General features: G+C 40.4%; 12 protein-coding genes and 1 pseudogene. 3 read left to right on the forward strand and 10 right to left on the reverse strand.

What is annotated here, in order from left to right:
- Positions 1-25: 25 nt before the first annotated feature.
- Both TDE_RS13405 and TDE_RS13410 read right to left on the reverse strand, forming a co-directional pair.
- Complete coding sequence (locus TDE_RS13405) at positions 26-751, reverse strand: SGNH/GDSL hydrolase family protein (RefSeq protein WP_342606900.1); 726 nt, start codon at positions 749-751, stop codon at positions 26-28.
- Positions 734-1621, reverse strand: a pseudogene (locus TDE_RS13410) (ketopantoate reductase family protein); the annotation flags it as partial. The pseudogene TDE_RS13410 and the gene TDE_RS13405, both read right to left, overlap by 18 nt.
- Positions 1622-1699: 78 nt before the next feature.
- Between TDE_RS13410 and TDE_RS01730 the strand changes: the two are divergent.
- Together TDE_RS01730 and TDE_RS01735 are read left to right on the forward strand one after the other, a co-directional pair.
- On the forward strand, positions 1700-2254 hold the full coding sequence (locus TDE_RS01730) for an NAD(P)H-dependent oxidoreductase (RefSeq protein ID WP_002681338.1): 555 nt from the start codon (positions 1700-1702) through the stop codon (positions 2252-2254).
- 83 nt (positions 2255-2337) lie between these two features.
- Positions 2338-2910: a hypothetical protein gene (locus tag TDE_RS01735; protein ID WP_002681340.1), complete on the forward strand. Its 573-nt coding sequence runs from the start codon at positions 2338-2340 to the stop codon at positions 2908-2910.
- Positions 2911-3014: 104 nt separating this feature from the next.
- Here the strand turns inward: TDE_RS01735 and TDE_RS01740 are convergent, their stop codons facing one another.
- The 5 genes from TDE_RS01740 to TDE_RS01760 form a co-directional block, all read right to left on the reverse strand.
- Positions 3015-3371: a cyclophilin-like fold protein gene (locus TDE_RS01740; RefSeq protein ID WP_002681342.1), complete on the reverse strand. Its 357-nt coding sequence runs from the start codon at positions 3369-3371 to the stop codon at positions 3015-3017.
- A 19-nt stretch (positions 3372-3390) separates the two neighbouring features.
- A complete protein-coding gene (locus TDE_RS01745) occupies positions 3391-4026 on the reverse strand; it encodes a flavodoxin family protein (RefSeq protein ID WP_002681344.1) in 636 nt (211 codons plus the stop codon).
- Between the two features lie 49 nt (positions 4027-4075).
- On the reverse strand, positions 4076-4921 hold the full coding sequence (locus tag TDE_RS01750; RefSeq protein ID WP_002681345.1) for an alpha/beta hydrolase: 846 nt from the start codon (positions 4919-4921) through the stop codon (positions 4076-4078).
- A 554-nt stretch (positions 4922-5475) separates the two neighbouring features.
- Complete coding sequence (locus TDE_RS01755; RefSeq protein WP_002681347.1) at positions 5476-7383, reverse strand: ABC transporter ATP-binding protein; 1908 nt, start codon at positions 7381-7383, stop codon at positions 5476-5478.
- Between the two features lies 1 nt (position 7384).
- Entirely contained in the window at positions 7385-9127 is a 1743-nt protein-coding gene (locus TDE_RS01760) for an ABC transporter ATP-binding protein (RefSeq protein WP_002681349.1), read from the reverse strand.
- 194 nt (positions 9128-9321) lie between these two features.
- On the opposite strand from TDE_RS01760, the gene TDE_RS01765 reads away from it, so the two are divergent.
- The gene (locus tag TDE_RS01765; protein ID WP_010956723.1) at positions 9322-10695 is read left to right on the forward strand and encodes a sodium/glutamate symporter; all 1374 of its coding nucleotides are present in this window, start codon (positions 9322-9324) and stop codon (positions 10693-10695) included.
- Positions 10696-10783: 88 nt separating this feature from the next.
- On the opposite strand, the gene TDE_RS01770 is transcribed toward TDE_RS01765, so the two are convergent.
- The 3 genes from TDE_RS01770 to TDE_RS01780 all read right to left on the reverse strand — a co-directional run bounded on the left by TDE_RS01770 (position 10784) and on the right by TDE_RS01780 (position 14888).
- The gene (locus TDE_RS01770) at positions 10784-12727 is read right to left on the reverse strand and encodes an IdeS/Mac family cysteine endopeptidase (protein ID WP_002681357.1); all 1944 of its coding nucleotides are present in this window, start codon (positions 12725-12727) and stop codon (positions 10784-10786) included.
- Between the two features lie 91 nt (positions 12728-12818).
- The gene (locus TDE_RS01775) at positions 12819-13262 is read right to left on the reverse strand and encodes a helix-turn-helix domain-containing protein (RefSeq protein WP_002681368.1); all 444 of its coding nucleotides are present in this window, start codon (positions 13260-13262) and stop codon (positions 12819-12821) included.
- A gap of 69 nt (positions 13263-13331) precedes the next feature.
- Entirely contained in the window at positions 13332-14888 is a 1557-nt protein-coding gene (locus TDE_RS01780; protein WP_002681370.1) for an ATP-binding cassette domain-containing protein, read from the reverse strand.
- Positions 14889-14928: the final 40 nt, after the last annotated feature.

The raw sequence follows: 14928 nt of genomic DNA on the forward strand, positions 1-14928 counted from the left end.
GCCGAATCGGCGGCTTTTGCGGGCTCTATCGCAATACGACTTTTTCTATTTCCGCAGCCAAAATTTTTGCCGATGCCGAATTAAAATGAACGCCGTCTACGCTTGCGTTCAAACCTCGTGCTTTTGCGAACCCGTCTTTACAAAACGGCAACAGCGTCATTATGACGGCATCTATAAGCCTGAACGCAAAACCGTGTTTCCACGTATAGGTACGCTTGTCGGGTAGAAGTGTTTCTTTTTGCAGGTCGTATATATCGATAAAAGAATAATTATATTTTTGCGCCAATCGTTTGATAACGGCGTTTCTTCGTACCGTCTTTTCGTGCGGAAAATTTTTTAAATTAATAAACGGCATTCCGAAAACGATTACGCGTTTGTTTTTTTCGGAGCATAAGTGCAAAAGTCTGTCATATTCGCGTTCAAAGTTATCGTCGTTTTCAATGCACCGTTTTATTTTGCAGCGCAGATTCATTGTCAAAAACCAAAATAAAGAAAGGGATTTTAAATACGACAGCAGAATATCGTTTGTACCGATCCCGAGGATGAATGTACCGCCCCCGTGTCGGGGCTTATCGATTATTTTTTTGAGCCGGCCGTAAGCGCCTCTAAGCGTGTCGCCGTTTTTTCCTTTGTTTACGGCATGAATTTTTTTGTTAAAAAAATGAATATACGAATAGCCGACATTACCGAATGTTAAGCTGTCGCCGATGCAGATGAGTCTTATTCCACGCTGACTATGGTTCGTCGGAATTGCGGCAAGGTATTGATACAACTGCGAGTGCAGAGATCGCATTTCGTCGGAAGCTTTCATCGAGTGCCGGTACATAAATAAATTTCCGAAGCGGCTTTTAAAAACTTGAGTAAAAATGGCTTGCAGAACCGGAGCCGGCAGCAGTCTCAAAAGGTGCATTTTCGGCGGCGAAAGTTTTACTCCCGAACGGTACAATTTTTGAAAATTGTTTTTTATTTGCCGTGCCGTATCGTTCATAATGTCCGCTTCTTTCCAAACTTCTTCCGGATTTTCGGCTTTATAATACGCATCGGCAATCGGAACAACCAGAGCCAAGTGATACAACTGCCAGCCGTGCATGTCTTTTACGATTCGGTACGGCACGCCCGCCATCTTAAAAAGAGCCGCGAGTTTTTTCAGCCGCTCCGATGAGTTCCCGCCGATTTCGGCAAATGTCGTCGCCTGAATAAGAGACGGCGTAAAGTCTGCTTTCAGCACGCCGTCTTCATAGCTGCCTCCAGCCCCCGGAAACGCGGGGATAATACGCCCTTCGCCGCACAGGTTCTCCCAGTCGGCGTAAGGTTCAAGCGTATTGACCATTGTAACGATGTTCGGGCTGCCGTTCGGCCGGAGTTCTTCAAGCGCCGTATGCACTTGATTTTCTTTTACCGTCAAAAAGATAAAATCATAGATATCATCGTTTTGCAATGTAGCGATAATCTTAACCTTTGCTTTATACTGTTTGCCGTTTTTTTCATACAGCAAGCCGCGGGTTTTCAATGTTTCGAGTTTTTTTCCTCTTGCGTACACCGTCGTGTCATAGCCTGCTTCGGCGAACGCAGCGGCATACAAACTGCCGATTACGCCCGCACCGTAAATTAAAAGTTTCATTTTACTACCTGTCCTCAGTATAGAACATTTTTATCTTTTATGGTATACTCTCGGCATAACTCATTCAAGGAATTTACAATGCCGAAAACCCTGATTATTCTTGCTCACCCTAATATTTCTCAATCTACCGTTCATAAACACTGGTCGGATGCAGTGCGGCAACATACTGATCGCTTTACTGTTCACGAACTGTACGCTGTCTATCCTCAAGGCAAGATTGATGTAGCGGCTGAACAAAAATTGATAGAAACGCACGATTCACTTGTGTGGCAATTTCCCATATACTGGTTTAATTGTCCGCCGTTATTGAAGCAGTGGTTAGATGAAGTGCTGACTTATGGCTGGGCTTATGGCTCGAAAGGCAAGGCGCTTAAGGGCAGAAAAATTGCGCTTGCCGTCTCGCTCGGTGCGCCGGCCGCAGACTACCGCGCAGATGGTGCTGTTGGGTGCAGCGTTGCCGAAGTACTGCGTCCGTTTGAACTGACAGCGAAATACTGCAATGCAGACTACCGCCCGCCGTTCACTTTCCATACAATAGACAGCAACGCGGGATATAGCGAAGCTGCACGGCAAGAGGTAGAGCGGAGTGCAAGGGACTATTTAGCTTGGTTGGATGCGCTGCAACAAACATGAGGCATAATCGACATAAAGCATTCCTCATAGTGATAAAGAAAAGTATGATGCAGAAGCTCTAAATTATCGGCGTAGGAGAAAAAATGTTTTTATTAAAATTGATGGAAAGCGGCAGGGAACACCTCATCGGAGCGTTTGATTCCGAAGCCAACATAAAAGCTTTTTTGGAAAAAATTCCGGGCTTTGAAGTGTATTCCGACGATGAGTATGGCGTTTTAGGCAAATTGCATGTTGCAGCCTTAGGCGACCTCGTTGAAATAGCTTATGGAAAGAAAAAATTTCCATTATCGAGGTTTTCGTTTGTCGATGACGAAGCCGAAGCTATTGCGATTGAGGTTGAAGCTTTTGATGACGGGAAAGCAAACACCGTTGAAGGATGCACTCTCGTCGATGCCTACTTAATCGGAAACAACGAACTTAAAACTTATATCGAAAAGCGCGAGAGAAACTTTTTGCGTGTGAAAGCCGTGTTGGAAAAAAAAGGCTTTTCCGTCTTTCGCGAGTATCACGGCTCCGAAGACGGCGAAGCGGTTACATATCGGGATGCAAACGGTCAGTACCGGTTTTTAATGCACATGGATCCGGGCTTTGTCGATGACCTTCCCGAAGACGATGCCGACTTGGAAGTATATATCAGCGAAAACGAGAATATCTGACCTCTTTAAACTTATTGAGCGCGGTTGATGAGATTAACCGTTTGGTGGAAAGTACAATCGTAAGGAAAACCTCAAAAAGCTGAAGTTTTCGAGGTTCCCTTTAGCTATTCCGCATTTTCCAGTATTACAGTAACATTTCCGGTACCGAGCAGCTTTTTTAACTCGGCTTTGGTTATGCCTTCCAGTTTTCCGAGCAAAGTAAAGTTCCACGAGTTTTTATCATAGTAAATAACGAATGATTTTCCCTGATATAAAATCAGATCGCCCGCATCCGTATTGGTTTGTTTGTCGTTGCGCGGAAGGCTTATCGGAAGATCGCCGACTTTTTCGAAATTACCGTAGTCATGCATTTCGATGGTAATTGCACCCTTTTGCAGCAATTCAACCAGAGCACGAGAGGAAGAATTATCATACAAAGAAGCTGTCAGCGTTTTGCCGTTTGCTGTAATGGTTATTTTCATTGTTTTAGCTCCTTAAAACTTATTCCCCTAATTTTTTACCGAGCTGAAAGGCATTTTCCAAATCGATTGGAAAACATTCTTCGCGTGATTTTTTCTTTTTATCTTCACTAAAACTTGCCATATCGAACTTTGAATAATCGCTTACTTGCAGTGTATTATAACATGGATACAAGGTAACATTGCCATTCAATGATTTAAATTCATTTGCATAATTTCCAAATTTTTCCTTATACAGTTTATCGTAAAAATCTTTTGTCGCATTCATTGTTAAAAACAGCACAACATTAACCTTTCCTTTGAAATAATTGCTATAGTCATCATAAGAAAGTGAACAAAAATGCAAGCGTTCCATAAATGCAAAATAGTGACTAGTAGGTCTTCCTAAATATATAGGAGTTCCGATAAAGAGTGCGTCTGCCGAAAAAACTTTTTCTATTATTGGAGAAAGGTCATCTTTCCAATAACATCGGCATCTTTCAACTCCTTTTCTTTTGCACAACATGCAGCTTCTGCATCCCGTAAAATTCAAATCATATAAATCGATATATTCAACTTCCGCACCGGCAGTTTGAGCGCCTCTCATCGCCGATTTAAGTATTTGTGCAGTATTCCAATTCTTTCTTGGGCTTGCATTTAATAGAAGTATTTTTTTCATAAATCCTCATATAAAATATTATATTTGAAAAGGTAATTTTTTACCGAGCCTAAGGTCTTTTTTCATCAATTATGCTTTGTACAAATTTTACCGCATCTTCTGCAGCTTTCTGCATCATGTCTCCGTAAAAGACGTGCTTTGCTCCGTCAAGCTTTATGAGCTTTGCGTTTGGGAATGTCTTAACCGCCCGTTCCGAATATGACAGCGGTACAAGCGAGTCGGCTGTTCCGTGAATGATGAGCGTTTTGCCTGAATACCGGGGCATCAATGTATAAATATCAAATGAGAGTACATCTTTATTATAAATGCGGCCTATGGTTTTTCCCAGCAGCTTCATTGTGTCGGGAATCCGTTCCGGATCGGGAGTGCGCCGCCGAACGTAATCGTGCAACACAAAAGCAGGATATAATAAAGCCAAGCCCGCGATATCGTCGGGGCGCAGTGCGGCAATATAAGTTGAAACAAATCCGCCTTGGCTTTCTCCTAATAAAAAGATTTGTTCAGGCTTAAAACGAGAGTCGGCTTTTAAGTTATCGAGAATGACCGTCAAATCTTCGGCCTCGGTAAGTACCGACATTTCCGTCATTTTTCCATCGCTTTTGATATGATTGCCGCCGCCGATAAAGTCAAAAATGTATGCAGCAATGCCATGCTCCGCAAAAGCCGCAGCATAGCCTTTAACACCGCTGTGGTTTCCGCCGAATCCGTGTGAAAGAATGACTAAGGGTACGGGCGATACACTATCGGGAAGAAAAAGCTTTCCGTATATTTTCATACCGTTTCTCTGAAAGCTTTGTTCTTCGACTTTAAAGGTGTGAGCCGCCGCCTTTGTTTGTGCCGCGGCGGTTATTCCAATAAATAAAATGGCTGCCGATAAAAGCATGATTTTTTTCATATTATCCTCCGTTTCAATTTTAACAATATTGTCTCACTTTTTCAACCATCTCTTTGTCAAGTCCTGCTTTCAGTTAAAGATGAGTTTTTATCTCCTATATTTTTTGCCGCTCAATATAATTATGATTTTTTAATCTTGATTGAACACGGATATTAGACAACAATAACATTATATTTACCTGATAGTTATAAAGATGTGAGAAAGAAATATAATATCCATTCAGATTAAAACTATAGGCGTATCTTTGATATGTTGAGAACACTTTTTTGCCGTACGACGCAGTAGATGTCCTCCCTTAACCAGCGCTTTGACAAATAGGTGGAGCAGATGCTAGGAGCGTACAAAAAACACCCGCAGGCGTACTTGTTGTACGTCGAGCATTGATTTTTGTGCAGCAACGCCATAGATGCCCCGCCTTTTCTGCCATCACTTTGACAAATAGGCTAGGTAGATGCTAGGAGCCTAGCCGAAATAAAACGGAGGCGTATCGGGTATACGTTGAGTATTTATTTCGGCGTAGCGACAACGCAGATGCCAGCATATTTGTCAAAGACTTAGTCGAGCTCAAAAGCTCCGGTATAGAGTCGGTAGTACACTCCCTTTTTCTCCAGCAGGGAGGTGTGTGTGCCGCGCTCGATAATTTCACCGTGATCCAAGACCATGATAACGTCGGAATTCATAACAGTGGAAAGACGGTGAGCGATGACGAAAACGGTTCGGCCTTCCATCAGGCTATCCATACCTTTTTGGATAAGTGCTTCGGTTCGGGTGTCGATTGAGGATGTCGCTTCGTCCAAAATCATGACGGGCGGGTCGGAGACTGCGGCACGGGCGATGGACAATAGCTGGCGCTGCCCTTGTGAAAGAGAGTTTTTATTTCCTTCAATAACCGTGTCATAACCATGTGGAAGCATTGTAATAAAATTGTGAGCATTGGCAAGTTTTGCCGCTTCGATACACTGCTCGTCGGTTGCATCCAAGTTGCCGAAACGGATATTTTCCATAATGGTGCCGGTAAATAAATTAACCTCTTGCAATACGATACCGAGTGACCTGCGCAGGTCTTCTTTCCTGATCCGGGTAATCGGTATTCCGTCATAGGTGATAGTTCCTTTGTTAATATCATAAAAGCGGTTGATCAAATTGGTAATCGTTGTTTTGCCCGCGCCTGTTGCCCCGACAAATGCGACCTTCTGTCCCCGCTCTGCAAAAAGGTTTATGTCCTTCAGTACCTTTTTATCGGGCGAGTACCCGAAATCGACATGCTCAAAAATCACCTTGCCTGTCAGCCTTGTCAATGTAATGCTGCCGTCCTCGTGCATTCCCTTCCAAGCCCATACCCCGGTGTGCTCCACAGCTTCGGTCAGTGTACCGGCTTCTTCCCGTGCATTTACGAGCATAACGGTTCCGGCATCCTCTTCGGGTTCTTCGTCCATCAGAGCAAAAATCCGCGATGCCCCTGCAACGGCATTGATAACCGAATTGAGCTGATTGGAAAGCTGAGAAATAGGATTGGTAAAATTCCTCGACAATGTTAAAAACGAAGCGATGGTACCGAGTGTCAGCGTATTGATACCGGCAATAGTCGGATTGGGGATTTTTGCAATTGCGAACCATGCGCCGACAAGGGCGACAATCACATATTGAAAATAGCCGAGTGCATTCATAAAGGGCATGATGATATTCGCATAGGAGTTTGCCTTTGAGGCGCTTTCCTGCCATGCGGCATTTTTTTCATGAAAATCGGCTTTGACCGCTTCTTCGCGGCAGAACACTTTAATTACCTTCTGCCCGTTTATCATCTCTTCAACATAACCGTTCAGCTGTCCGAGCGTTTCCTGCTGCCGTACAAAATAAAAGCCGCTTTTTTTTGCGATAAACTTAATCACTTTTAAAATAGAAAAGATGGAAGCTACAACGATAATCGTAAGATACACGCTCTGATACAGCATTGCAAAGAAAACTGTAACAACCGTACACATAGAAGAAACCAGCTGAGGCATCGACTGTGTAATCATCTGCCGGAGTGTGTCGGTATCATTGGTGTAACGGCTCATAATATCTCCGTGGGTATGTGTGTCAAAATATCGGAGAGGGAAGCGCTGCATCTTAGAGAACATTTCATCTCGAATCCGCTTGAGAGTCTGCTGTGCAACCTTAATCATCAAGCGGTTATAAATCCACGAACAGAGAACACCGGTGCCGTAAATCGCCGCCATAAAGATGAGCACCCGTAAAAGTCCGCTAAACACCGGAGTGCTTTGCGCAAGCAGCGGCATAATATACCGGTCAATCAATACTTGCAGGAACAAAGCTGCTGATGCGGTTGCTCCTGCACTTAATAAAATACAGACCGTAACAACCGCAAGAACGGTTTTATATTGTTTAAGGTAGGAAAGAAGCCGTTTGACGGCCGGCATGGAAAGCTTCATTTCCGGTTTTGCTGTGTTAATGGGTTTCATATTATTCATGTCCTTTTTGTTGGGTCTCAAAGACTTCTTTATAGATGGCGCTCGTATGCAGCAGTTCGTCATGTGTGCCTACCGCAGTAATTAAACCCTTATCGAATACGAGGATTTTATCTGCATGCTGCACGGAAGAAATCCGCTGCGCAATAATAATCTTTGTTGTTTCCGGAAGGAACTCTTTAAATGATTTTTGAATCAGAGCATCCGTCTTGGTGTCCACCGCACTGGTGGAATCATCAAGGATTAAAATCTTAGGCCTTTTTAAAAGCGCCCGCGCAATACAGAGCCTCTGTTTTTGTCCGCCCGAAACATTTGTTCCGCCCTGCTCGATACGGGAATCATAAGCTTCCGGCATTGCTTCGACAAATTCGGAAGCACAAGCAAGGCGGCAGGCTTCGGCAATTTCTTCATCGCTTGCGTGTTCATTGCCCCACTTCAAATTATCTTTCACCGTACCTGAGAATAATTCGTTTTTCTGTAAAACCATGGCAACCGCATCCCGCAGAGTTTTTACATCATAGTCTTTTACATTTACGCCGCCGACGCTAACCGAACCGGAAGTAACATCGTACAATCGGGGAATGAGCTGCACAAAAGAAGTCTTGGAAGAACCGGTGCCTCCGATAATTCCAACCGTTTCTCCCGAATCGATTGAAATGTTTGCATTGGTAATAACTTTTTTATCCGCATCGGCACTATACATAAAATCGGCATCGGTAAAGCATATACTTCCGTCCTTTACCTCCATCACAGGATGTTCAGGGTTTTGAATGGTAGAGCGTTCATTTAAAATTTCGGCAATGCGCTCCGCAGATGAGCGGGAAATCGTGATCATCACAAAGACCATGGAGAACATCATCAAGCTCATCATAATCTGTGTTGCATACGAAAAAAGAGCCATCAGCGATCCTGTGGTTAAGCCCTGTGCCGCATTGTTTCCGCTTGCAACAATCTCCTTCGCGCCGAACCATGAAATCAAAATCATACAGGTATAAATACATAGCTGCGCCATCGGCATCATCAGAGTGATATACCTCTCCCCCTTTGAAAATCCTCGATAAATCGATTCCGAAATTTTTTCAAACTTTTCAATTTCGTACTGCTGCCGGTTAAAGGACTTTACCGCCCGTACTCCGCGCACATTTTCCTGCACGACATTGTTGAGCTTATCATAGGTCTTAAAAACATTTCTGAATATCGGATGCACTTTACTGATAATCAAAAAGATGCCGAGTCCCAGAAGCGGAATCATGCAGAGGAATATCATGGAAATTTTAGGACTGATTCTAAACGATGCGATCATCGCAAAAATCATCATACCGGGAGCGCGCACAGCGAGCTTTACAAGCATCTGATAAGAATTGAGAACATTCGTTACATCGGTTGTAAGCCGTGTTATAATAGAAGAAGTTGAAAATTTGTCGATATTGGAAAAAGAAAATGTTTGAACATTAGAGTACATATCTTGCCTAAGGTTTGCAGCAAATCCTGCCGAAGCCTTTGCCGCTGTAATCGACGAAAATACACCTGTCAGCAATTGAATAATTGCAAAGATTAACAGCGCAGCTCCGTACTTGAACACGGTTCCCATTGCACCGAGCTCAATTCCAAAATCGATTAAATACGCCATGCAGGAAGGGATAATAATTTCAAATACAACCTCCGTGATTGTCAGCAGCACTGCGAGCACGGACATCCGTTTATATTCCCGAAGGCTTTTTGATAAGGTTTTCAGCATAAATATTATCCTTTAATAAAACCATATTATACTACTATTTATTCCGAAAAGCAATCTGTTTCTTCTAAAGTCTCCGAAGACAAAGATTTTGTATCGATAGATGTTGTATCCATAGATTGACATCTTCATATAAAAAGCCTATACTCACTCTTGCATCCCGAATTGCGTTAGACGCACGCAAAAGGAGAGGAGTTATGGTAATTCATATGAATATGTACCAGTCGCTCGGCTTTGCAATCGCTTGGTTGCTTGTCGGACGATTCATTAAGGCGAAGTTTGAGTTTTTTCAAAAGTATTGTATACCTGCCCCGATAGTGGGCGGCTTTTTGTTTGCGCTGATTTCGTTAGCACTTCACGTAACAAGGGTACTCGACTTCGAATTTGACACAACCCTGCAAACCTATTGGATGGTGATGTTTTTTACTTCTGTGGGTTATAATGCAGGGTTTTCGATTTTAAGAGACGGCGGGAAAAAAGTTTTTGTCTTTTTGGCTGTAGCTATCGTTTTTGCTATTTTGCAAAACGTTGTAGCTCAAGGAGCCGCAAGGCTTATAAACTTTAGTCCGATGCTCGCCGTCATGCTGGGTTCAACATCCTTTACAGGGGGGTTCGGTACAGCGGCCTCCTTTGCACCGATTGTTGATCCGGAAAACACTCTGGGAGCCTTATCCCTCGCAGTAGCCGTTCCCACCTTCGGCTCTTTGATAAGCTCCATCTTAGGCGGTCCCGTCGGAAACCGTCTGATAAAAAAATACGGCTTACAGCCTTCAAATGCCGATGAAAGCGTAAGAATTGATGAATCGGGAAACATAATAAAAACAAAAAAAGTTGTTAAGAAAGTAGAAGCGGTTCATCCGAGCTTTATAAAGCGGCTCTTCTTTAATCCCACAAAGGGCAGGGAAGAGGGGCAAGAAGTCGTAACGGTTCAGGAGGAAGTTATTCATGAAGCCTCGGCAAAAGGTGAAGTAGATAACTCGACAACCAGTTCTGAAAAGCATCTTAGCAGTGAAAAGCTTTTAATGTCATTTATGCTTTTAGTTCTGGCCTCAGGTTTTGGTCTTTTTGTTACCAATCATCTTAATTCGTTGTCGCCCAAATTTAAATTCCCCATTTATATCGGGGCGATGATTTGTGCTGCCATTATACGGAACATTGCAGATACCTCAAAAAAATTCAAGGTAAATATGGATGAAATTGATGCACTCGGAAATATTTCTTTGAATATGTTTTTGGCTTTAGCTCTTGTTTCGCTGAAACTTTGGCAGCTTGTAAGTTTGGCTATCCCTCTGATGATTATTTTAAGCGCTCAAATCGTTCTTTTGTATTTGTATACACGCTTTGTTACCTTTAAGGTTATGGGCGGAGATTATGACGCTGCGGTCATCACGGCCGGACACATTGGGTTCGGTTTTGCCGCAACCCCTAACGCCATGGCTAATATGGGCTCTATATGCGAAAAATACGGCTATTCAAAGATAGCCTTCTTTGTCGTTCCTATAGTCGGCTCCTTATTTATTGATTTTTTCAATATAATGATAATTGGTATTACCATAGGCTTGGTCGACTAAAATTAGGCCGGCAGTTCGGTCTTTTGTTATAGAGGGTATCTAACAACCTTATAAACAAAAGACCGGCCCCAAGCCCTTTATTGTCGGCTTACTGATGTGCCTCAAGCCACTTTTTCCACTGATCTTCGCCCTTGTCCAGGGTGGTAAGGCCATCAATATAGATGTTTTCAGGTTTGCTTAACGCATAATTGAACATATATGTTCTGTTCTTTTCAGCTTCTTCATATATATTGCCTTTGTATCTAACGCCGAATGGATAGAGGACAGCTTCCGGTAAGTTTGATTCGGCAATATAGAGACAGATAATATTATTATCTTCGTCATAGGCTGCGCCCCAACACGTTACGGCATGTTGGTATGGCCTGTTACCTTTAGAACCCTGCCAAAAAATTCCTATTGCCCGTTTGTTATCAAGGGTTTTATTCATAAGCTGTTCAAATTCTTTTTTTGTTTCACATCGCTCAATATTAATAGGGCTTGTATCATGCGCGAAAACATCATTGAATAGCCCGGGATAGATTGAACCTAGATTTTTTTGACCGTCTCTTTTATACAGGTACCACGTCAGCCCGTCTTCTATGTAACCGCCTCGGGCATTGTTATGGGAATATGCTCTAAAGATATTGGCTATATTGCTTTTTTTGCCTTCGTCTTCATCCTGCAAGCCTCGGATATAATCATGCTTATATAAAGGCCGTTTCCACTCTTCAATGGCAGCTTTTTGCTTATACTGCTCAATATAGTCTTTATTTTGTTCAAACCACCAGTGCAGCATATTGGAAGCGGTTTTTGCCCAGCATTGGCTAATATCTCGCCCTTGTATTTGTTCATTTCTTATACCGTTTATCACGAAATAATTACTTGGAAATTGCCCTTGTACATACAACTTATCTAATTTCCGCACATTATAAAATTTTGTATCGGCAGTTTCTTTCCATTTGAACACGAACGGGTCCGTAAAATAATCCTCTGTCTCAATACCGTTGTTTTTTATTTTCATCTTTATTTTTTGGTTTTCAGTAGGTGCTCCTATTCCATCGACCCATTTGTAATGCACAACGGGATTCTCATTCTTTTTTTGAATAATGTTTACGGTCAAATCCGCTTTTCCGTCAGCGCCTTTAATATATTGACCTGTTTTTTTGTCTTTGAATTTAATGTATGCACGCCTGTTCCACACGGTTTTGTTTTTGAGGCAGGTAAATGAAATTACGTCCTTATTGGGATCGGTTCGTGAACTGATTGTCGGCGCTCCTGTAATCCACGGTAAAGTACTCGACGTAAAGTACGGTTCATAATCCAATTTACCGTCTATCGTTTGCACTTCAAATGTATATGTACCGGCAGCACTTTCGGGCATAACAGCTTGTTTTTCTTCATACTTAATTTGCGGCTTCTTTTTAATTTCAATTGTAACCGTTTTGGCTACCGAGGGAGTGGAGGCTGAACGAATAGTAATAGCTGCATTGCCTTCTTTTGTTGCCTTCATCGTACCTAATTCCGTATTGGTAACGGATATCACATCTGATGTCATCGTGGTGTATTCGAGCTTTCTATTCGTCGCTTCGTCTGGTTTTGCCTTTGCTTTGAATATATAGACATCGCCGATGAACAAAAAGGCTGGCGGTTCTTCTTCAAATTCGATATTTGTAACGGGAATCGGTTCCGGTGTTACGATAACGTCTATCGTTTTTTTTACGCCGTTTGACGCCTCGATTGTGATGATCGTGCGCCCTTCTTTTTTTGCCGTAATCAAACCGGTGTTGTCGATGGAAGCGATGTCTCCATGTTTTGAAGAATATATTAGTGCTTTATTTGTCGCCTTTTCAGGTATGATTTTCACGGTTATGGTCTGTGCCGTGTTTTTTTCAAGAGAAAATTCGCTTTTATTCGGTGAAAGAATAATGTTTTTAACGGGGATTTCACCGGATTTCTCTTTTTCGGTTTTTGTTAAAAGATTGTTTTTACAAGATAGCAGCAAAAAAAACGCTGCAATAGCCGCAAATCCTATTAATTTCTGTCTTTTTATCATAAAATAATCTCCAATATGTTTATAAAATACATTATTTTGTATGTATAGTCAAGAGATCTGGAATACTCTCTATATTTGTGTAATATTAAGGTTAAAACTTAAAATTTTCATCTATTATTTTTTGTAAGTTGATAACTGATTCAATATCCCCTTCCAAAAAAAATTTAAAAGTGTTTGCTGTTGAGGCAAAATAAAATCGGCATTTATTTGCTTTCTCAATATTTTCATTTATTTTTTTCATTAATTCTTTTAGTTTAAAATCTTTCTTATACGGATAATTTAGGATTGAAAAGATTTCAGGTTTGTTAACGGAATCTTTTTTTAAAAATTCTTGTAATCTATGGTTTTCATCAATATTTTTTTCATCAATAAAACTCTCGTCCGAAAAAAGCCGTTCAAGGTCTTTTTCGGTAAAACGCCACTGAGAACCTATTTTTTTTCCTGTAAGTTTTCCTTCTTTTAAATAATTTTGAATTGTCCTTACACTGAGTTCGAGCATCTCGGCTATTTGATTCATTGTATATAGTTTTTCCAAATCTTTTCTCCTATTTTTATTTTAATTTTATAATAATATTTCTTTGATTGCAATCGGGCATTGTAAGTTTTATTCCATCCGTATAACTTTATTGGCGAAATTTTCAGGCAATGTGTCATGTGAAATTATAAAGACTATTTTATTCTTACAAATATTTTTTATTGCATTTAAAATTAGGATCGTGCTTTCAGCATCAATATTGGCTGTAACCTCATCAAAGATTAAAACTTCTGCATCTGAATATAAGCTTCGGGCTATGGCAAGTTTTTGTTTTTCTCCTCCTGAAAGATTAGCCCCCATATCCATTATTATTGTATCAAAGTTTTTGTTTTGCAAAATTGTAGAAAGGAGCTCGCTTTTTTTTAATTTTTCTTCAGTTTCAATTGAATGACTTTTGTTTAAAAATAAATTATCACGGATTGTTCCATTGATAATTGAATTATTTTGCGGGATATAATCAATAAGAGACCTGATACAAGTATTATTAATAGAAGAAATCGGTTTTTCGTTTATTAAGATTTCTGATGTTTTCCTAAATTTTACAAGTTGTTTCATTAAACTTGACTTTCCCGAGCCGCTTTTTCCCTGTACCCAAACAATGTCGCCTTTTATAAACTTATCTTTTATATTGGCCTTAAATATTTCTTCTCCTATTTGTATTGCACCGATATCAAATTCTATTTTTTCAATCGATCTGATTGTCTCATTTGAATCTTTTTCTTGTTCCGAATCTAAAAATGCAATAAATTCTTGTGAGACTTTTAGATTATTTTTGGTTAAATTAATATTTGTAATTATACTGATATTGGAAAAAAATAAAGGAAGTACAATTGTATAAATTACAACCGGTAAAACTTGATTTTCTCCGCTTAGATAATTGTACATAACAAGTAAAATACAAACCGTCTGCAGCATTGAATTAAGCGATGATATAAACGATGAAGAAGTTTGAGCATATTTGTTTACTTGGGCCATGCTTCCGTAAATTTTATCCAATGCAGGTTTTAATTGGTTTAGTACAATATCATAATCGGTGCATTGTTTTAAATAATCTGTTTGGTTTACAACTGAAAGTATTTCTTGGAATCCCGTTGCAGTACTTGTTTGCATAACTTGAGAGCGTTTTTTTAATTCTGAATTCAAAGATTTATAACCTAAATAATTTATTGGAATTAAAACAAGCAGTATTAAACCTATAATGAAATTATCAAAAAATATTGCGATTAAAATAATTATTGTTGAAATTATGCTTGACCATATCAGAACGGCATCTCCCGTCATATATATGTACATATTGTTTACAGCCTGTGCCATCCTCTCAACTAAATTCATATTCCCTTGAGAAATAATCGCATCGTATTTTAACCTTAAAATTTTTTCAATAATGTTTTTGGCATTTTTTATATTAAAATGTTTTGCAAAATTCTCACGCAAAAAAATTATAGCGGTTTTAAGTAAGAACATCAGTACAAGCACCGATATAACAATAAAAAATCTTTTTAAATTCATCTCAGCATCGGTTTTTGCCCAAAAACTTAACAGAAAAGGTACAACCAATGATGTCATAGCCGACACAAAGGCAAGAACTGCCATAGCCATAAAAAAATGCTTATAAGCTTTATTCATAAAGTAAAGATTCTCCTTTTTTAAAGACTTTTCTTAATGA

This window comes from Treponema denticola ATCC 35405 (assembly GCF_000008185.1).
Lineage (GTDB): Bacteria > Spirochaetota > Spirochaetia > Treponematales > Treponemataceae > Treponema_B > Treponema_B denticola.